This window comes from Actinomadura sp. NEAU-AAG7 (assembly GCF_018603865.1).
Taxonomy (GTDB): domain Bacteria; phylum Actinomycetota; class Actinomycetes; order Streptosporangiales; family Streptosporangiaceae; genus Spirillospora; species Spirillospora litoris.
Genome location: NZ_JAHFZY010000004.1, coordinates 163,296 through 181,048, shown reverse-complemented (window position 1 = coordinate 181,048; position 17,753 = coordinate 163,296). Strand labels below are relative to the sequence as shown.

At 70.5% G+C, this 17,753-nt stretch carries 20 protein-coding genes and 1 tRNA gene; 1 reads left to right on the top strand and 20 read right to left on the bottom strand.

What is annotated here, in order from left to right; all coding sequences use genetic code 11:
- Positions 1-5: 5 nt before the first annotated feature.
- The 17 genes from KLI87_RS19845 to KLI87_RS19770 all read right to left on the bottom strand — a co-directional run bounded on the left by KLI87_RS19845 (position 6) and on the right by KLI87_RS19770 (position 13,348).
- Positions 6-1,070, bottom strand: a complete 1,065-nt coding sequence (locus tag KLI87_RS19845) for an MCE family protein (RefSeq protein WP_156219792.1) — start codon at positions 1,068-1,070, stop codon at positions 6-8.
- Positions 1,071-2,102 carry an MCE family protein gene (locus tag KLI87_RS19840; protein ID WP_214618221.1) on the bottom strand — a complete coding sequence of 344 codons (1,032 nt, stop codon included), beginning with the start codon at positions 2,100-2,102 and terminating at the stop codon, positions 1,071-1,073.
- A complete protein-coding gene (locus KLI87_RS19835; protein ID WP_214618220.1) occupies positions 2,099-3,409 on the bottom strand; it encodes an MCE family protein in 1,311 nt (436 codons plus the stop codon). The genes KLI87_RS19840 and KLI87_RS19835 overlap by 4 nt, the downstream gene beginning before the upstream one ends.
- A 7-nt stretch (positions 3,410-3,416) precedes the next feature.
- Positions 3,417-4,268: an ABC transporter permease gene (locus KLI87_RS19830; RefSeq protein ID WP_156219794.1), complete on the bottom strand. Its 852-nt coding sequence runs from the start codon at positions 4,266-4,268 to the stop codon at positions 3,417-3,419.
- A gap of 55 nt (positions 4,269-4,323) precedes the next feature.
- Positions 4,324-5,022 (bottom strand): ABC transporter permease, encoded by a 699-nt coding sequence (locus KLI87_RS19825; protein WP_156219889.1) that lies wholly within the window; start codon positions 5,020-5,022, stop codon positions 4,324-4,326.
- Between the two features lie 167 nt (positions 5,023-5,189).
- Positions 5,190-6,257 carry an ABC transporter ATP-binding protein gene (locus KLI87_RS19820; RefSeq protein ID WP_214618219.1) on the bottom strand — a complete coding sequence of 356 codons (1,068 nt, stop codon included), beginning with the start codon at positions 6,255-6,257 and terminating at the stop codon, positions 5,190-5,192.
- A gap of 360 nt (positions 6,258-6,617) precedes the next feature.
- Positions 6,618-7,010, bottom strand: coding sequence for a 50S ribosomal protein L7/L12 (gene rplL / locus KLI87_RS19815; RefSeq protein WP_156219795.1), 393 nt, complete (start codon positions 7,008-7,010; stop codon positions 6,618-6,620).
- A 46-nt stretch (positions 7,011-7,056) separates the two neighbouring features.
- A complete protein-coding gene (gene rplJ / locus KLI87_RS19810) occupies positions 7,057-7,692 on the bottom strand; it encodes a 50S ribosomal protein L10 (RefSeq protein WP_156219796.1) in 636 nt (211 codons plus the stop codon).
- Between the two features lie 301 nt (positions 7,693-7,993).
- Positions 7,994-8,878 (bottom strand): hypothetical protein, encoded by an 885-nt coding sequence (locus KLI87_RS19805; RefSeq protein ID WP_214618218.1) that lies wholly within the window; start codon positions 8,876-8,878, stop codon positions 7,994-7,996.
- A 117-nt stretch (positions 8,879-8,995) separates the two neighbouring features.
- A complete protein-coding gene (locus KLI87_RS19800; RefSeq protein ID WP_156219798.1) occupies positions 8,996-9,856 on the bottom strand; it encodes an LppX_LprAFG lipoprotein in 861 nt (286 codons plus the stop codon).
- A 160-nt stretch (positions 9,857-10,016) separates the two neighbouring features.
- Positions 10,017-10,217, bottom strand: a complete 201-nt coding sequence (locus KLI87_RS19795; RefSeq protein ID WP_214618217.1) for a hypothetical protein — start codon at positions 10,215-10,217, stop codon at positions 10,017-10,019.
- A gap of 9 nt (positions 10,218-10,226) precedes the next feature.
- Positions 10,227-10,352, bottom strand: a complete 126-nt coding sequence (locus KLI87_RS41040) for a hypothetical protein (protein WP_284734165.1) — start codon at positions 10,350-10,352, stop codon at positions 10,227-10,229.
- A 163-nt stretch (positions 10,353-10,515) separates the two neighbouring features.
- Positions 10,516-11,232, bottom strand: coding sequence for a 50S ribosomal protein L1 (gene rplA, locus KLI87_RS19790; protein WP_156219800.1), 717 nt, complete (start codon positions 11,230-11,232; stop codon positions 10,516-10,518).
- A gap of 69 nt (positions 11,233-11,301) precedes the next feature.
- On the bottom strand, positions 11,302-11,730 hold the full coding sequence (rplK, locus tag KLI87_RS19785; protein ID WP_156219801.1) for a 50S ribosomal protein L11: 429 nt from the start codon (positions 11,728-11,730) through the stop codon (positions 11,302-11,304).
- Between the two features lie 191 nt (positions 11,731-11,921).
- Positions 11,922-12,824 carry a transcription termination/antitermination protein NusG gene (gene nusG / locus KLI87_RS19780; RefSeq protein ID WP_214618580.1) on the bottom strand — a complete coding sequence of 301 codons (903 nt, stop codon included), beginning with the start codon at positions 12,822-12,824 and terminating at the stop codon, positions 11,922-11,924.
- Positions 12,825-12,904: 80 nt separating this feature from the next.
- Positions 12,905-13,153, bottom strand: a complete 249-nt coding sequence (gene secE, locus KLI87_RS19775) for a preprotein translocase subunit SecE (protein WP_156219803.1) — start codon at positions 13,151-13,153, stop codon at positions 12,905-12,907.
- 122 nt (positions 13,154-13,275) lie between these two features.
- Positions 13,276-13,348 (bottom strand) — tRNA-Trp (locus tag KLI87_RS19770).
- A gap of 250 nt (positions 13,349-13,598) precedes the next feature.
- On the opposite strand from KLI87_RS19770, the gene KLI87_RS19765 reads away from it, so the two are divergent.
- On the top strand, positions 13,599-14,810 hold the full coding sequence (locus KLI87_RS19765) for a pyridoxal phosphate-dependent aminotransferase (protein ID WP_214618216.1): 1,212 nt from the start codon (positions 13,599-13,601) through the stop codon (positions 14,808-14,810).
- A 251-nt stretch (positions 14,811-15,061) separates the two neighbouring features.
- Here KLI87_RS19765 and KLI87_RS19760 read toward each other — a convergent pair whose 3' ends face one another.
- The 3 genes from KLI87_RS19760 to KLI87_RS19750 all read right to left on the bottom strand — a co-directional run bounded on the left by KLI87_RS19760 (position 15,062) and on the right by KLI87_RS19750 (position 17,492).
- A complete protein-coding gene (locus tag KLI87_RS19760; protein ID WP_156219805.1) occupies positions 15,062-15,823 on the bottom strand; it encodes a hypothetical protein in 762 nt (253 codons plus the stop codon).
- A gap of 3 nt (positions 15,824-15,826) precedes the next feature.
- On the bottom strand, positions 15,827-16,336 hold the full coding sequence (locus tag KLI87_RS19755; RefSeq protein ID WP_214618215.1) for a SigE family RNA polymerase sigma factor: 510 nt from the start codon (positions 16,334-16,336) through the stop codon (positions 15,827-15,829).
- A gap of 76 nt (positions 16,337-16,412) precedes the next feature.
- Positions 16,413-17,492, bottom strand: coding sequence for a hypothetical protein (locus tag KLI87_RS19750; RefSeq protein ID WP_156219806.1), 1,080 nt, complete (start codon positions 17,490-17,492; stop codon positions 16,413-16,415).
- Between the last annotated feature and the right edge of the window lie 261 nt (positions 17,493-17,753).

Here is a 17,753-nt window from a genome sequence, read left to right as displayed (position 1 = left end):
GCCGCTCACGGGAGGAAGGGCAACGGGCTGTCGTTGCCGGGCCGACTGCCTTGCCGTGGTCCGCCTTGCCGTGGTCCGCCCTTCTTCTGCCCGCCGCCGCCCGAGGGGAGCTCCAGGGACGCGGGGATGGGGATGAGGTTCTGGATGTAGGAGTCGAACCAGCGGCCGGTGCCGGTGACGTCCGCGAACTGGCGGGCGAACGGCGCGAACAGCTGGAGGATCCGGTCGAGGTTGTCCTGGTTGCGCAGCAGGATCGCGTTGGTCTTGCGCAGGTTGTCGAGCATCGGGCGCAACTGCGCCTCGTTCTCCTTGATCAGGGCGTTCACCTGCTGCGACAGCGTCACGGTGTTGACGAGCAGCTGGTGGATGACCGCGCGCCTGGCCTGGACGGCCTGGAGCACCTTGTCGCCGTCCTGGATCAGCTTGGCGAAGTCCTTGTTCCGGTCGGCGAGCAGCTGCGAGACGTCCCTGGCCTTGCCGGTCAGCTCGTGGAGCTGGTCGTCGCGGGAGGCGACCGTGTTCGACAGCCGCCGCAGCCCGCGCAGCGACGCCCGGATCTCCTCGGGCGAGTTCTGGAAGGTCTGCGCGAGCACGTCGAACGACCGCGCGACCTCCTTCTCGTCGATCTTCTGGAACTTCTTCGTCAGCTCGCTGATCGCCGGGACGACCTCGAAGGGGACGTGCGTCCGCTCGATCGGGATGTGGCGGCCGAGCGCGCCCTTCCCGCGCGGGGTCAGCGCCAGGTAGTGCGCGCCGAGCACCGTCTTGATCTTGATGTCGGCGCCGGTGCGGTCGCCGAGCCGCACGCCGTCGTCCACCCGGAAGGTGACCCTCACGTGGTCGCCGTCGAGTTCGAGGCCGGTGACCTTGCCGACCTTGACGCCCGCGACGCGGACCTCCTCGTCGGACTTCAGCCCGGCCGCCTCCTTGAAGTCGGCGGTGTGGGTCGTGCCGCCGGACAGGAACGGGATGCCGTCGAGGTTCAGCGCGACCGCCAGCGCGACGATGATGACCGCGAACCCGGCGAGGCCGATGGGGACCGGGTTGCGCTCCCGGAACGGGACCCTCATCTACTTGCACCTCGCGTTCTCGTTCACGAGCGCCGGGGTCTGGATGGCCGGTCCGCCCGGCAGCCGCACCCTCGCGTCGAAACCGCAGATGTACATGTTGAACCAGGAGCCGTAGGAGGAGATGTTCACGAGCTTCTGGAGCCGGCCCGGGGTCCGCTGGAAGCCCTGGTCGAGCGCGCCGCTGTTCGCGTTGAGCGTCCCGGTGAGCTGCCGCAGGCCCGCGATGTCGTCCTTCAGGTCGGGCCGGACGTCCTTCAGCAGCCCCTGCGTGGTGCCGGTCAGGTCGTTGATCGCCGCGACCGAGTCGAAGATCGCCTGCCGGTCGTCCGACACCCCGCCGACGAAGCCGCGCAGGTCGGTGATCAGCTGGTTGATCTCGTCGTGCCGCTCGTTGATCGTGCCGAGCACCGCGTTCAGGTTGTCGATGACCTTCCCGATGACCTGGTCGCGGTCCGCGAGGGTGTTGGTGAGCGAGGCGACGTGCGCGAGCAGGCTGTTGACCGTCCCGCCCTCGCCCTGGAGGGTCTGGACGATCTGGAACGCGAGCTTGTTCACATCGTCCGGCTCCAACGCCTTGAACAGCGGGCGGAACCCGTTGAACAGCGTCGTCAGGTCGAGCGCGGGCGCGGTCTGGCCGACCGGGATCGTCCCGCCGGGGCGAAGGTAGTCGTTGGAGCGGCCCGCCCCGTCGGTCAGCGCGACGTAGCGCTGCCCCATCAGGTTCCGGTACCGGATCTGGACCTTCGTGGACGCGGGCAGCCCCGCCTGGAACACCCCGCCCTTCCTGACGCTGAACGTCACCTCGGCCTGGTTCCCGCGGTGGAGCCGGATCTTCTCGACCTGCCCGACCCGGACGCCCGCGACCCGCACGTCGTCCTTGGGCAGCAGCCCCGCCACATCGGTGAAGATCGCCTTATAGCCGCGCGTCGCGCCGAAGTGCACGTTGGCGATCGTCATCGCCAGCACGCCGGTCGCGAGCGAGGTGAGGACCACGAAGATCCCCAGCTTGATCGCGGCGCTCGTCGTCCTCACCGGACCGTCACCACCGATCCGCGCAGCAGCGGCGCCATCATGAGCTGCGACAGGTCCGACAGCCGGTCGGACGGGGTGCGCGTCATCGGCGCCACGATGCTCTTGACCCGCTCCTTCTCGCTCATCGACCCGGGATCGACGAACACGTTCGACACGGCGCGGCCGCGGTTCCCCGGGGTGCCTCCGCCGTTCGGGTCATCGGGGTTCTTCCACCACAGGTCGTCCTGCGTGCCGTCCAGCGCGAGGTAGTCGGGGAAGGGGACCTTCGGGTTCGGCAGGCCGTAGCAGCGCGGGTTCCGCTGGTCCTTGGCCTCCGGCTTGTCCAGCGGGTAGGTGTAGGCGGGGCGCGGCTTGACGATCTCGATCGTCAGGTTGAAGGTCTTGGAGCCGTTCGCGCCCGCCGCCCGCTCGGCCTCGCCCTTCAGCTTCATCATCCCGGCGAGCACGCACGGCAGCGACGGCGAGTACCGGGCGACCACGCCGAGCGCGTCCCGGTTCGCGATGTTGAACCCGATGATCTTCGGGCCGTTCCGCCGCATGAACGCGTCGCCGTCGTTCGCCAGGCTCGTCACCGCGGGGATCAGGCCCTCGATCGTCGCCTTCTTGTCGGTGATGGTCGTGCTGGTCACGTTGAGGTTGCGCAGGGTCTGGAGCAGGTCGGGCGCCGCGGCGGTGTAGATGTCGGACACGTCCGAGAGCGCGTTCAGGTCGTGCACCAGCGTGCCCAGCTCCGGGTTGACCTTCCGCAGCAGCGCGTCGGCCTGCTCGATGTCGCGGCCGATCTGGTCGCCGCGCCCCTGGAGCGCGGTGGCGAGCGCGTTCAGCGTCGAGTTGAGCTGCTTGGGCTTCACGGCCCGCAGGAGCGGGAGCAGGTCGTCGAGCACCTTGTTGACCTCGACGGCGGCCTGCGAGCGGTCCTGCTGGATCACCTGCCCCTTGCGCAGGCCGAGCGCGCCCGCGTGCTCGGGGATCTCCAGGTCGACGTACTTCTCGCCGAACAGCGTCTTCGGCAGCAGCCGCGCCTGGACGTTGTTCGGGATCAGCCGGGCCTTGTCCGGGTCGAGCGCCAGGTGCAGCCGGGCGCCGTCGTCGGTCGCCTCCGTGCCGCGCACCTCGCCGACGATCAGCCCGCGCACCTTCACGTCCGAGCGCGGCAGCAGTTGCAGCCCGGCCCGCTCGGCCGCGACGTCCACCCTGGTCACCGGGGTCAGCGCCTTGTTGAACAGCGCGACCGTCAGCGCCAGCAGCAGCGCCACCGCGACCAGCATCGCCAGGCCGAGCAGCCGGTACCGGATCCGTTCGCCCATCACCCGCTCACCCCGCGATCCGCACGGACGTGGAGGCGCCCCAGATCGCCATCCCCAGCATCAGGTCGACCACGTTGATCACGACGATGCTGGTGCGGACGGCGCGGCCGACCGCGATGCCGACCCCCGCCGGGCCGCCGCTCGCGTGGTAGCCGTAGTAGCAGTGGATCAGCATGACCAGCACCGCGAAGACGATCACCTTGCCGAACGACCAGAGGATGTCGTTCGGCGGCAGGAACAGGTGGAAGTAGTGGTCGTAGGTGCCCGTCGACTGCCCGTAGAACAGCGTCACGATCAGCCGTGTCGCGCCGTAGGAGGCGAGCAGCCCGACGATGTACAGCGGCACCACCGCGATCATCCCGGCGATCATCCGGGTGGTGACGAGGAACGGCATCGAGGGGACGGCCATGACCTCCAGCGCGTCGATCTCGTCGGAGATCCGCATCGCGCCGAGCTGCGCGGTGAACCCGCAGCCGACCGTCGCCGACAGCGCCAGCGCCGACACCAGCGGCGCGATCTCCCGCGTGTTGAAGTAGGACGCGACGAACCCGGTGAAGGCGGCCGTGCCGATCTGGTTCAGCGACTCATACCCCTGGAGGCCGACCTGGCTGCCGGTGAAGAACGTCATGAACCCGACGATCACCACCGAGCCGCCGATCACCGCGAGCCCGCCGGTGCCGAGGCTGACCTCCGCGAGCAGCCGCAGGACCTCCGTCCGGTAGCGGCGCAGCACCCGGAACGTCCACGCGAACGCGCGCAGGTAGAACCAGAGCTGCCGCCCGAAGTCCTCAAGCCGCTGCATCGGGACGCCCAGCCACCGGAAGAACGTGCGCCGCGCGCCGCTCGACGTCGCGCTCATGGCCGCACCCCCGGCCGCGCCCCGCGCGGCGCCCCTCGCGGCGCCCCGGTCCCCATCACATGCCCTTCGACGGGACGAACTGGAAGTACAGGGTGGAGATCAGGAAGTTCTCCAGGAACAGCAGCATGAACGTGATGACGACGGTCTGGTTGACCGCGTCGCCCACGCCCTTCGGCCCGCCCTTGGCGTTCAGCCCCTTGTAGGCGGCGACCAGCCCGGCGGTGATCCCGAACACGAACGCCTTCAGCTCGGCCTGGAGCAGGTCGGGGAGCTGCGCGATCGCGTTGAAGGAGGCGAGGTAGGCGCCGGGCGTCCCGTCCTGGAGCATGACGTTGAAGAAGTAGCCGCCCATCAGCCCGACCACCGACACCAGGCCGTTGAGGAAGACCGCGACGAACGCGCAGGCGAGCATCCGCGGCACGACCAGCCGGTGCAGCGGGTTGATGCCGAGCACCTCCATCGCGTCGATCTCCTCGCGGATCTTCCGGGAGCCGATGTCGGCGCACATCGCCGAGCCCGCGGCGCCCGCGACCAGCAGCGAGGTCACCAGCGGGCTCGCCTCCCGCACGATCGCCACGACCGCGGTCGCGCCGGTGTAGGACTGCGCGCCCAGCTGCCGGATCAGCCCGCCGACCTGCAACGACAGCACGCCGCCGAACGGGATCGCGACCAGCATCGTCGGGATGACGGTGACGCTGACGATGAACCACGCCTGCTCGATGAACTCCCGCCACTGGAACGGCCACCTGAACATCGCGCGGAAGGTGTCCAGGCACAGCGCGAAGAACCGGCCCGGCTCCTTGATCGCGATGTTGGCCGCGCCGTCGGTGATCCGGCGGAAGGCGCCGAGGGCTCCGCCGGAGGACGCGCCGTCCGCCTCGTCGCCGCCGCGCCGGTCCGCGTCGATGCCGGGTGCGGCCATCAGCGCCCCGCACCCGGCGCGGACGGCCCGGGACGCGGGTCGCCCGCGAAGCCGCCGTCGGCCGCGGCGGCGGCGCCCGGGGCCATCGAGGCGACGTAGCGCGGCCACTCCTCCACCCAGTCGCGGCCGAGGTCGTCGACGAACGAGCCCGCCGGGGGCGTGACGCCGTGCGCCGCGCACCACGCGCCCGGGGCGTGCTGGCCCGGGCGGATGCGGCCGTCGCTGGTCATGAGCTGCGGCGGGATCGGCGGCAGCCGTCCGGGGTCGCGGCCGAGCGCCGCCTCGGCCTCCAGCTCCGAGACGTCCTTCTCCTCCGACATGCCGATCGGCCCGACCGTGCGGGCGTTGAGGAACTGCCGGACGACCGGCTCCTCGCTGGACAGCAGCATCTCGCGCGGCCCGAACATCACCAGCTCGCGCAGGAACAGCAGGCCGATGTTGTCGGGGACGGTGCGGGCGGTGTTGATGTCGTGGGTGACGATCAGGAACGTCGCGCCGATCTCGGCGTTGAGGTCGACCATCGTCTGGTTCAGCAGCGCGGTGCGGACCGGGTCCAGGCCGGAGTCCGGCTCGTCCACCAGCAGGATCTCGGGGTCCAGGACGAGGGCGCGGGCCAGCCCGGCGCGCTTCTTCATGCCGCCGGAGATCTCGCCGGGCAGCTTCCGCTCGGCGCCGACGAGGCCGACCAGCTCCAGCTTCTCCATGACGATCCGCCGAACCTGCGACTCGGACTTCTTCGTGTGCTCGCGCAGGGGGAACGCGACGTTGTCGTAGAGGTTCATCGAGCCGAACAGCGCGCCGTCCTGGAAGAGCACGCCGAACAGCTTGCGGGTCTCATACAGCTTGGACTCGGGCAGGCGCGGCAGGTCGCGGTCGCCGATCCAGATGTGGCCGCGATCGGGCTTGAGCAGGCCGACCAGCGACTTCAGGAACACCGACTTGCCGGTTCCGGACGGGCCGAGCAGCACGGAGATCTCTCCGGCAGGGACGGTCAGCGACACGTCCTGCCAGATGGTCTGACGGCCGAAGGACTTCGTCAGGCCCTCGACCCTGATCTCGACACCCACTCGTCACCTTTCGTCCAGGCCGGGGGGCTCCCGAACCACTGAGCGAGTAGCACGCGGGCCGTGACACCTCGTGTCCACCCTGTTGCTACCGTCCGGTAGCCGTGACGGGTGCCACTACCGTAGCGGCCCTTCGCGCAAATGGAAGGGGTTCAGTACCAGATCAGCGGCAAAATGCGACGTTGTAAGACAATCGTTACTTACGGCACTGTGGGGGACGATGTGGCCTGCTGGGGCCACCGCGTCAGACGGGACGTTACGCCGCGCACCCGGATCCACACAACCCGTTCGGGCGGACGCGACGAGGCGGCCGCCCCACCGGGTGGGACGACCGCCTCGTCGAAGAGAAGCGCGCGGGCCGTGCTACTTGACGGTCACCGAGGCGCCGGCCTTCTCCAGGGCCTCCTTGGCCTTGTCGGCCGTCTCCTTGTTGACCTTCTCCAGCAGGGCCTTCGGCGCGCCGTCGACCAGGTCCTTGGCCTCCTTGAGGCCGAGGCTCGTCAGCGCGCGGACCTCCTTGATGACCTGGATCTTCTTGTCGCCGGCACCTTCGAGGATGACGTCGAACTCGTCCTGGACGGCGGCCTCCTCGCCACCACCGGCACCACCGGCGGCGGGGGCGGCGGCCACGGCCGCGACCGGGGCGGCGGCCTTGACGTCGAACGCCTCCTCGAACTCCTTCAGGAAGGCGGACAGCTCAAGAAGGGTCATCTCCTTGAAGACGTCGAGCAGTTCGTCGTTGCTGAGCTTCGCCATGATGTTTCCTCCGCTATGGCTTCAGGGTTTAGGGGAACCGCGGGTGCTACTCGGCGGCGGGCGCGTCGGCCGGGGCCTCGGCGGCCGTGTCGGCCGGAGCGTCGGCCGGTGTGTCGGCCGGAGCGTCGACCGCCGCGTCGGCGGGTGCCTCGGCGGTCTCGCCGGCGGCCTCGCGCTTGACGCGCAGGGCCTCGGCCAGCTGCGCGGCCTTGGTCGGCAGGGCGTTGAACAGCGCGGCCGCGTTGCTCATGTTCGCCTTCATCGCGCCGGCCAGCTTCGCGAGGATGACCTCGCGAGACTCAAGGTCCGCGAGCTTGGCGACCTCGGAGGCGTCCATCGACTGACCGTCGATGAAGCCGCCCTTGATCACCAGCAGCGGGTTGGCCTTGGCGAAGTCACGCAGGCCCTTGGCGGCCTCGACCACGTCGCCCTTGACGAACGCGATCGCCGAGGGGCCGTCGAGCAGTTCGCTGAACCGCTCGTCGACACCGGCCTCGCCCGCGGCGCGCCTGGTCAGCGTGTTCTTCACCACGGCGAACCTCGCGTTGTCGCCGAGGTTGCCGCGCAGCTCCTTGAGCTGCGCCACCGTGAGCCCGCGGTACTCGGTCAGCACGGCGCCGCTGGAGTTCTCGAACTCGGACTTGAGCTCGGCGATCGCCGCTGCCTTCTCGGCCTTGGCCATGGGGCCTCCTTCCGATTACCTGGGGAAGCCGCCGGGGCTGAAAAGCTCCAGAAAAACAGGAACGCCCCGGCGTAGGCGCACGGGGCGTGACACGACACGGAGGTCATGTGAAGCTCTCGTCTCACCTACGCGGGCCGCCCGAATCTCTTCGGGTCCTTCGGTCGCCTCGTGGGAGGCGACGACCGGCGGTCTTCGGCAGGCAACAGAATACGCGTTCGCCGTCCCCGGGCCAAATCAGGAGGGCCGCGCCGTTCCCGGCGCGGCCCCGTCACCCTTGGCAGGCGATCCCCAGGTCAGGCGATCAGGTCCCGGTCGGGGGCCGCAACCCGTTGCCGAGCCGCCCGAGCATCGCGCCGAAGTCGCTGGTCTCGCTCGCGGGCGGCGCGGTGATCTGCACCGGCTTCCCGTAGTCGCGGAACGTCATCGTCATCGTCATCTTGCCTTCGGCCGTCAGGCCCGACCCCATCGCCATCTTGCGGGGGAGCTGCCGGTCGTCCACCCACAGGTCGAAGGACATCGCGTCCATGCCGAGCTTGCCCATGGCCTGGCGCTTGCGCCGCTGCTCCTCGGCCGGGAGCTTGGCGAGCGCGTCCTCCAGCCGGTAGGTGCCGGTGTAGTGCGTCGTCCGGACGCCGTCCACCGTCTCCTTGCCGACCTCCCGGACGTCCTTGGACGCGGTGAGCATCTTGGTGCTCTCCACCGGGTCCATCTGCCGCGACTGCTCCATGAGCTGGTCGAGGTTCATGCCCGACTTCTTGCCCAGCTCGTCCAGCGAGATCTTGAGCCAGGGCTTGGCCGCGTTGCCGCCGAGCTGCGACAGCATCGGCATCTTGATGTACATGGTGCGGCCCACCAGCACCTGCTCCATGCCGGGCATCGACCGGCCCGCGACCGTCATCCGGTCGAACCGCATGCCGAACGCCAGGTCGGGCTTCAGGCGGTACTGCACGCTGCCCGTCATCGACGTGTCGCCCGCCGCGGTGCCCTCCACCTTCATGGACAGGTCCGCCTTGAACGAGTCGGTCTGCCCGGTCTTCTGCGCGGTCCTGTGCAGGACCTGCGCGGCGGTCAGCTTGATGTTCTTGCCGGCCTCGTCCACCTTCGTACCGGAGTCGCCGAGACAGCCGGTGAGCGAGAGGGCGAGGCCGGCGGCCACCGCCGTCCCCACGGTGAAGCGACGGATCATCTGGGGGGTCTCCTTCGTCTGGTCTGAGTGCCCGAGCGCTCCGGCCGGACGTCAAGTAGGACGCAGAGGAGACTAGCGGGGTTCGTTTTGTCCGCGCTGCCGCTTTTCTAACCGTGGCTAGTTGCCCCCGAGGAGCGACCCGAGCGAGAGTTCGCCCACCTGGTCCGAGGGCGGCGGGTTCACGCCGAACGACTTGCCGTAGTCGCTGTAGAGCACGGTCACCGTGCCGTTCTCGGCCTGGGACCCCGTGACCCTCGACTCCAGCTTGCGCGGCAGGTTCTGGCCGTCCGTCCACAGGTCGAAGCTGATCTTGCCGTCGCCGTCGGCCTTCGGCAGCCACTTCTGGACGTTCTGGCGCGCCTGCGCGTCCAGCCGGTTCAGCGCGTCCTGCACGGTCACCGTGCCCCTGTAGTGCGTGGTCTTCACCCCGTCGATCGTCTCGGTGCCGACGCGCGAGGCGTCCTTGGAGCCGGTGAACATCTTGGTCTGCTCGGCCGGGTCCACCTGCTGGACCTGGTTGAGCAGGTCCCCGAGGTTGAGCCCGCCGCGCTGCGCGAGCTTGTTCGCGTCGACCTTCACCCACGACTTGCCGCCGCTGACGAACTGCGCCACCTGCGGGACCTTCGCGTACAGGACGTTGTCGGTGTAGATCGCCTGGCCCTTGACGCCCGGGACGTCCCGCCCGCCGAGGCTGAACTCGTCCAGCTTCGCGGTGAACTTCAGCGTCGGACGCAGCCGGAACTGGCCGTTGGCGTGGACCTGCCCACCGTTCGTCCCGGTGCTCTTCACGGTGAGGTCGGCCTTGAACGTGTCGGCCTGCCCGGTCTTCTCGGACGATTTCAGCAGCGCCTCGTTGGCGCTGAGCTTCATGTTCTCCGTCGAACCGTTCCCCGATCCGTTGTCCCCGTTGCATCCGGACAGCACGAGCGCCGCGCCCACCGCGGTACCACCGGCCGCCACCACGATTCGTCGGTTCATGGGGGTTGTGCCTCCTTCGTCGCCTTCAGGTGACCCCAGTCTCGTCGCGGGCCCCCAGCGCTACATCCCCCGGTGGTACGAATGGACGCCGATCCGCTACGACCAATGGCGTACCCCCACGCCCCCCCACTCGCCACCCCCCGGGCGGCCGGGGCAGAGGTCAGCACGCGCCGGTCGCCGCGGCGGGGGCCAGCCGGGCCTCGATCACGTCGGCGGCCCTGGGGGCGCCGCCCGCGTCGCGGACGGCTTCGCGCAGCCGGTCCGGGGTCGCCTCGGCCGGGGCGGGGCTCCGGCCCAGCCCGAGTTCGACGAGGCGGTCGGCGGTGGTCCGCTGCTCCGGCGTGCGGGGCACCGCCACCATCGGGGCTGGCTACGGTACGTGCCGGTGCGCCTCGACGTTGGCCGGCAGCGGGCCGGGACCGGCCGGGTCGGCGTCGCGGCCGGCCGACAGCACGACGTGATAGGGCTCGCCGGCGAACGCCTCGACGCATGTCAACACTTGATTCGATCAAACAGACACTTGATTGGATGCGCGCCGCCGCCCTGGCGACGTTGGGCTCCACCGCCGCGTTCCTGCTGCCCAGGGCCGCACGCCCATGAAAAAACGGCAGGGCGCCCCCGGATTTCCGGGGACGCCCTGCCGGTGGTCTCGCTTGGGCTCAGCCCTCTTCGAGCTCGGACGCGAGGTTGCGGACCGCGTTCGGGTCGAGCGGGATGCTCGGGCCCATCGAGGTCGTCAGCGCCGCCTTCTTCACGTAGCGGCCCTTGGCGGCCGACGGCTTGAGACGCTGGATCTCCTCGACCGCCGCCGCGTAGTTCTCCACGAGCTGGCGCTCGGCGAAGGACGCCTTACCGATCACGAAGTGCAGGTTCGCGTGCCGGTCGACCCGGAACTCGATCTTGCCGCCCTTGATGTCGGACACGGCCTTCGCCACGTCCATCGTGACCGTGCCGGTCTTCGGGTTCGGCATCAGGCCGCGCGGGCCGAGGACGCGGCCCAGCCGGCCGACCTTGCCCATCTGGTCGGGCGTCGCGACGACCGCGTCGAACTCCAGGAAGCCGCCCTGGATCCGCTCGATCATCTCGTCCGATCCGACGAGGTCGGCACCGGCCTCGCGGGCCTCCTCCGCCTTCGCGCCGCCGGCGAAGACCAGCACGCGGGCGGTCTTGCCGGTGCCGTGCGGCAGGATGACGGTGCCGCGCACCATCTGGTCGGCCTTGCGCGGGTCGACGCCGAGCCGCAGCGCGACCTCGACGGTCGGGTCGAACTTGACGGCGACGGTCTCCTTGGCCAGCTTCACGGCCTCGACCGGGCTGTAGAGCCGGTCACGGTCGATCTTCTCGGCGGCGGCGCGGTAGCCCTTGCTGCGCTTCATCTTCCGATTCCTCCAATGGAAACGTTGTGGTGCGGGCCAGCGCCGGCCCTTCCACGGTGGTGCCCCTTGTTACTTGACCTCGATGCCCATCGAGCGGGCGGTGCCGGCGACGATCTTCTCGGCGGCGTCGAGGTCGTTGGCGTTCAGGTCGGGCATCTTGGTCGTGGCGATCTCGCGGATCTGGTCGCGGGTCACCGAGCCGACCTTGGTCTTGTGCGGCTCGCCGCTGCCCTTCTCGACACCGGCGGCCTTCAGGATGAGCTGCGCGGCCGGCGGGGTCTTGGTGACGAAGCTGAACGAGCGGTCCTCGTAGATGGTGATCTCTACGGGGATGACGTTGCCGCGCTGGGACTCCGTGGCAGCGTTGTACTGCTTGCAGAAGTCCATGATGTTGACGCCGTGCGGGCCGAGCGCGGTACCGACGGGCGGCGCCGGGGTGGCCTGGCCGGCCTGGAGCTGCACCTTGACCAGCGCGGCAATCTTCTTCTTCGGAGGCATGCGAACCCCTTTGTCCCATTTATCGGTGGTTCCGACTCCCGGACACCCGGGCGACACGGCGGCTGGGACGAATCCGCCGTGTAGGAACCGTTGAAGTCCCGTGCGTCCCGCGAGCGCGGGATCTCAAGACCGGACCGGCCCCGCACGGCGGGGCGACCCGTCAAGGCTACGCGGTGCGCGGAGCGCTCCGGTCAGATCTTGGAGACCTGGTTGAACGACAGCTCGACCGGCGTCTCGCGACCGAAGATCGAGACCAGCACCTTCAGTTTCTGCTGCTCGGCGTTGATCTCGTTCACGGTCGCGGGGAGCGTGGCGAACGGGCCGTCCATGACGGTGACGGACTCGCCGACCTCGAAGTCGACGGTCGCGGCGACCTTGGCCTGCTCCTTGGTCTTGACGACGCCCTCCTCCGGCTCGGGGGCGAGCAGGTTGGCGACCTCGTCCAGGCTCAGCGGGGACGGCTTGTTCAGCAGGCCGACGAAGCCGGTCACGCCGGGCGTGTTGCGGACGGCGGCCCACGACTCGTCGGTCAGCTCCATCCGGACGAGGATGTAGCCCGGCAGCACCTTCTCGTTGACCTTCTGGCGCTTGCCGCCCTTGATCTCGGTCACCTCGTGCTGGGGGACCTCGATCTGGAAGATGAAGTCCTCCATGTTGAGGGTCTGGGTGCGGGTCTCGATGTTGGTCTTGACCCGGTTCTCATAGCCCGCGTAGGAGTGCACGACGTACCAGTCGCCCGGCTGGAGGCGGAGCTGCATCTTGAAGTCGGCGTAGGGGTCGGCCGGCGGACCGGCGGGCTCCTCTTCCTCCTCCTCTGCGGCCTCTTCCCCGGCTGCCCCGGCGTCTTCCCCGGCCTCGGCGTCGGCGTCGGCGCCCTCGACCGCCTCGGCGAGGTCGGCCGCGCCCTCGGCGGCCTCGGCGGGCGGCTCGTCCTCGCCCTCGGTCTTCGTGTCAGCGGGCTCGGCCTCGCCGGCGGCGACGGCAGCCTCGGCCGTCTCGTCGGCGGGCTCGGCCGCCTGGTCGGCCGCAGCAGCCGCAGCGGACTGGGCCTCTTCAACGGCCTCGTCGTAGGGCTGTGAGGACTCGGACACGATGACTCTTTCTCTCGTTCGGTATGCGGTGATGTAACTGGCGACGGGTGCGGCGGCGACCGACCCGGCGAAAAGCCTGGGGATCAGGCGAAGATCTGGTAGATCAGCTTCTGGAGGCCCCAGTCGGCGCCGGAGACGATGCCGACCATGACCAGCACGAACACGAGCGAGACCGTCGTGTAGGTGATGAGCTCCCGGCGCGTGGGCCAGATGACCTTGCGCAGTTCGGCGATGACCTGGCGCACGAAGAGGGGAGGCGTGGTCCGCTTGTGCGCGGCCCTGCCCTTGCCTTCGTCCTTCTCCGCGGCCTCGCCGCGCGTCTCAGTCGCCATAGCCGCCGTTCACCTCATAGGTCGTGGTCCAACCACCCCGGTGGTTGTCGCGCGTGCCCGTGCCACGGGGTGCCACGGCGACCGCCGCAGCGCGGACGGCGCGGTGCGCGCACCGCACCTCGCAGGGCAGGAGGGACTCGAACCCCCAACCGCCGGTTTTGGAGACCGGAGCTCTACCAATTGAGCCACTGCCCTTCATTCTCCGGATGGAGAACCCCGGCCACGGAACCGGGCCGTGCCCCGCCTTCAGTCTAGAACCTGCCGCCTCCGTGTGCGGACAGCCTCATATACCGACGACGCGTCACTTGGAGGGTGAGTCTACGTCCCACGGGCCCCCGCGTCGAACCAGAGCGCCGGAGATCATCGGGGCGGTGCGCGGGCGGCCCGTCCGACCGGCGCGGATATATGTCTCGGGTGAGGCGGCGGCGTCTGTAACGATAGGGACATGAGCATCGACCGTCCTCGCATCTCCAAGCGCATCGCCGCGATATCCGAATCCGCCACGCTGGCCGTCGACGCCAAGGCCAAGGCGTTGAAGGCGGCGGGCCGCCCGGTCATCGGGTTCGGCGCGGGCGAGCCCGACTTCCCGACCCCCGACTACATCGTGGAGGCGGCGGTGGCGGCGTGCCGGGTGCCGCGCTTCCACAAGTACACGCCCGCCGGCGGGCTGCCCGAGCTGCGCGCGGCCATCGCCGACAAGACCGCCCGCGACTCCGGCTACCAGGTCGAGGCCGGGCAGGTGCTGGTCACCAACGGCGGCAAGCAGGCGGTGTACGAGGCGTTCGCGGCGCTGCTCGACCCGGGCGACGAGGTGATCGTCCCGACCCCGTACTGGACGACCTACCCCGAGTCGATCAAGCTGGCGGGCGGCGTGCCCGTGGACGTGGTCGCCGACGAGACGACCGGCTACAAGGTGAGCGTCGAGCAGCTTGAGGCCGCCCGCACCGAGCGGACGAAGGTCCTGCTGTTCGTCTCGCCGTCCAACCCGACCGGCGCGGTCTACACCCGCGACGAGGTCGAGGCGATCGGCCGCTGGGCCGAGGAGCACGGCCTGTGGGTCGTCACCGACGAGATCTACGAGCACCTGGTGTACGGCGGCGCCGAGTTCCACTCGCTCCCGGTCGTGGTGCCGGAGCTGGCCGACCGGACGCTCGTCCTGAACGGTGTGGCGAAGACGTACGCGATGACGGGCTGGCGGGTGGGCTGGCTGATCGGCCCGGCGGACGTGGTGAAGGCCGCCGCGAACCTCCAGTCGCACGCGACGTCCAACGTGGCGAACGTGTCGCAGGCGGCGGCGCTGGCGGCGGTGACCGGCGACCTGTCGGCGGCGGCCGAGATGCGCAAGTCCTTCGACCGGCGCCGCCAGACGATCGTGCGGATGCTGAACGAGATCCCCGGCGTGGTGTGCCCCGAGCCGGAGGGCGCGTTCTACGCCTACCCCTCGGTCAAGGCGCTGATCGGCAAGGAGATCCGGGGGAAGCGCCCGCGGACGTCGGTGGAGCTGGCCTCGCTGATCCTGGAGGAGGCGGAGGTCGCGATCGTGCCGGGTGAGGCGTTCGGGACGCCGGGCTACTTCCGGCTGTCCTACGCGCTGGGCGACGACGACCTCGTCGAGGGCGTGTCGCGGGTCGGCAAGCTGCTGTCCGAGGCGGTCTGAGCCGCTCGGCGGCGCATGGAGAGGCGACCGGAGAGGCGACCGGCCCCGGAGGCACCCCTGCCCCGGGGCCGGTCGCATTCGGGACGGGGCACACCAGGGTCCCGTCCGTGGTCGGTGGAGTCCGTGGCCGGAGTCCGTGGCCGGTGGAGAGGGTCACTTCGGCGGGGCGTCCCACGGCGGCCCCTCTCCGCCGTGGGACGCCCCGCCGGAGCGGGGATTCGCCGCGGGGGTGCCTCCCTTCCAGAGCCGTTCTAGGGACGGACCCCCTCGGCGATTCGCATCAACTGCCCTTCCGCGGACCCGCCCGCCCGCACGATCACGCCCACGCCGGGGCGGGCCAGCCAGGACACCTGCCGCCCGGCCCGTCCGGAGCCGGGGACGTCGCTCGTGAGCGCGGGCGTCCCGTCCACGGAGGTGTGGCCGGGGACGCCGCGCACCGGGGCGAGGTCCCCGATGCCGAACCCCGTCCCCCGCACGATGGCGACCTCGACCCAGCCGCTGGGCCCGTGCCATGCGCAGGTGGTGGTCCGGCGCCCGTCCTCGCCTGTGCTCGCACACGGCTCGGACGGGGTGAGCCCGTCCGGCAGGAACGTCACCCAGTCGGGTAGACCCCGGACGGGAGGCGGCCCCGGCTTGGCCGGACGCCCCTCGGACCCGCCCCCGGATGGATGAGCGCCCGGCGAGCCGTGCGTGGGGCCCGCCCCGGGCTTCCCCTTCGCCGGTGAAGGTGCGGGGGCACCCGGGGCGGGCGGCTCCTCCGGCCGCTGGAGCACCGAGACGCCGGTGGACGGCCGACCGCTCTCGGGCGCTCCGGCGGGCGTGGCCGTGAACGAGTGGTAGGTGGGCACGAAGGCGACGGCGGCGACGGACGCGGCGGCGACGCCCATGCCCACCCGGATCCGGGTGACCCGGCGCCGGTGGCGGCGCCGCACGTCGGCGACGAGCGAGGGCGGCGCGGTGGCGGTCGCGACCTGCTCGGCCATCGCCTTCCGTAGTTCACTCTCCAGGTCCATCGCTCAGCTCCCCAACGGCGCCAGGTGAGTGCCGAGGCGCTCCCGGAGCCTGGCGAGGCCCCGGGACGCCTGGCTCTTGACCGTCCCGACGGAACAGCCGAGAGCCTGCGCGGTCTCCGCCTCCGAGAGGTCCTCCCAGAAGCGCAGGACGAGCACGGCGCGTTGCCGCGGCCCGAGCTTGCGCAGTTCGTTCATGAGCGTCCCCCGTAGCTCCACGGCGTGGTCGGACGAGGCGGCCGGGGTGTCGGGCAGCCTCGCCATCTGGATCTCCCGCAGCACCTTCCAGCGCCGGGACCGGCTGATCACGAGATTGACCAGGATCCGGCGGACGTAGGGCTCGGGATCGGTGTCGGCGTCCAGCCTTCCCCAGTGCCGGTACGCCTTCTCCAGCGCGGTCTGGAGCATGTCCTCGGCGTCCTGGTGGGCGCCGCACAGCAGCGACGCGGTTCGCAGCAGCGCGTTGCCGCGGTCCGTCACGAACTCCACGAACGACCTGTCGTCTCGACGCGCCACTGTGCTCCGTCCGGCTGAGAGCGGATACGCCTGCCGAGGACGGGCGGCTCCCGCGCCGGAGCCGCCCGTCCGCGTCCTACTTGGCCTGCCGCAGCGCGGCGGCCACGTCCCGGAGGTCACCGGCGATGACGGGGCTGCCGTCGACGAACAGCGAGTAGCCGTTCGGGTCGAAGACCAGCACGCCCCCGCCCGCGGGCCCCTGCCAGCCGGCGAAGCCGCCGACGGTCACCGGGCTACCGCCGGTGGCGGGGAGCGCGAGCGCCTTGCGCAGCTCAGTCTGCGGCATGCCCGCCGGGGTCTTCAGGGTTTCGACGGTGAGCCACTGCCCGGCCTTGCCCGTCCACTTCTGGGTGACGCCGCAGATCTTCTTGGCCTTCAGCGCCTTGGAGCCGGGGGTGGTGGAGGTGTAGGTGAGGCCCTTGGTCAGCATGACGGCCTTCTCCACCGGGCCGCCGACCTTCACCGCGGGCGGCAGCTTGGAGCAGTCGAGCCCCTTGGCGCCGGGCAGGGCGGGGACGGCCGGAACGCCGGGCTTGGCCGGGAGGGGCACGGCCGGCGCGTGCGGGGCGGTGCCCTTGGGCAGCGTCCGCTTGGCGTCCGGGAGGCAGGTGGGCGGCTTGCCCTTGCCGGGGAGAGTCGCCTTGCCGGGGAGGTGCTGCCCACCCGGGACGTTCACCTTCCCGCCGGGCACGGACGGCAGCTTCTTCTGTGTGTCACCGGGGGCGATGCCGTGCGTGCCGGGCTTCGGGAGGGAGCCGTCGGGCAGCTTCGCACCGGGCACCTTCGCGTCCGGGAGCTTCGCGTCCGGAAGCTTCGTGCCGCCGGGGACCTTCCCGTCGGGCAGCTTGGTGTCGGGGAGCTTGGGGTCGGGCAGCTTCGCGCCGCCGGGGACCCGCGCGTCCGGGAGCCCGGCGCCGGGCAGCTTCGCGCCCGGGACGTTCGGGACGCCGGGGGTGCCCGGCTTGGCCGGGAGGCACGTCGGGGCGGCGGGGGCGGGCGCGATCTTCTTCAGGTCGTGCGCCGCCGTGGTCCTGGAGCTCTCGGACTGGAGGCCCGCGTCCTGGTGCGAACCGGTCATCGCCCACGTCGCGCCGCCGCCCACCGAGATGGCGCCGACCGCGGACGCCGCGATCAGGGCGGCCTTCAGCGTGATCATCCTGTATCCCTCTCTGCCCGTCTGTCTCTTGCACCCCTCGTATACGCGCGACCCCGGAGCGGGGTTGCACGCGATTCCAAAGTTTTTTCGGGCATGTCCTGGGGACTGCGTCCACCCGTGCGACCGTCCCGGTCGCCGGGCCGGTCCGGGCCACTCCGCGCCGCCGCGCGCATGGCCGCCGCGTGTCATTGCGGATAGTCCGGTCAGGTGGTCCTGCCGGGGCGGACGCCGAGGAGGCGATGTGATCCGGCAACATACGTC

Bases quoted from the DNA above. Each gene is read 5' to 3' on its own strand.
- KLI87_RS19845 (WP_156219792.1), bottom strand. From the start codon at position 1,070: ATGAGGGTCCCGTTCCGGGAGCGCAACCCGGTCCCCATCGGCCTCGCC.
- KLI87_RS19835 (WP_214618220.1), bottom strand. From the start codon at position 3,409: ATGGGCGAACGGATCCGGTACCGGCTGCTCGGCCTGGCGATGCTGGTC.
- KLI87_RS19830 (WP_156219794.1), bottom strand. From the start codon at position 4,268: ATGAGCGCGACGTCGAGCGGCGCGCGGCGCACGTTCTTCCGGTGGCTG.
- KLI87_RS19825 (WP_156219889.1), bottom strand. From the start codon at position 5,022: ATGTTCAGGTGGCCGTTCCAGTGGCGGGAGTTCATCGAGCAGGCGTGG.
- rplL (WP_156219795.1), bottom strand. From the start codon at position 7,010: ATGGCGAAGCTCAGCAACGACGAACTGCTCGACGTCTTCAAGGAGATG.
- rplJ (WP_156219796.1), bottom strand. From the start codon at position 7,692: ATGGCCAAGGCCGAGAAGGCAGCGGCGATCGCCGAGCTCAAGTCCGAG.
- KLI87_RS19805 (WP_214618218.1), bottom strand. From the start codon at position 8,878: ATGATCCGTCGCTTCACCGTGGGGACGGCGGTGGCCGCCGGCCTCGCC.
- KLI87_RS19800 (WP_156219798.1), bottom strand. From the start codon at position 9,856: ATGAACCGACGAATCGTGGTGGCGGCCGGTGGTACCGCGGTGGGCGCG.
- KLI87_RS19795 (WP_214618217.1), bottom strand. From the start codon at position 10,217: ATGGTGGCGGTGCCCCGCACGCCGGAGCAGCGGACCACCGCCGACCGC.
- rplA (WP_156219800.1), bottom strand. From the start codon at position 11,232: ATGAAGCGCAGCAAGGGCTACCGCGCCGCCGCCGAGAAGATCGACCGT.
- rplK (WP_156219801.1), bottom strand. From the start codon at position 11,730: ATGCCTCCGAAGAAGAAGATTGCCGCGCTGGTCAAGGTGCAGCTCCAG.
- secE (WP_156219803.1), bottom strand. From the start codon at position 13,153: ATGGCGACTGAGACGCGCGGCGAGGCCGCGGAGAAGGACGAAGGCAAG.
- KLI87_RS19765 (WP_214618216.1), top strand. From the start codon at position 13,599: ATGAGCATCGACCGTCCTCGCATCTCCAAGCGCATCGCCGCGATATCC.
- KLI87_RS19760 (WP_156219805.1), bottom strand. From the start codon at position 15,823: ATGGACCTGGAGAGTGAACTACGGAAGGCGATGGCCGAGCAGGTCGCG.
- KLI87_RS19750 (WP_156219806.1), bottom strand. From the start codon at position 17,492: ATGATCACGCTGAAGGCCGCCCTGATCGCGGCGTCCGCGGTCGGCGCC.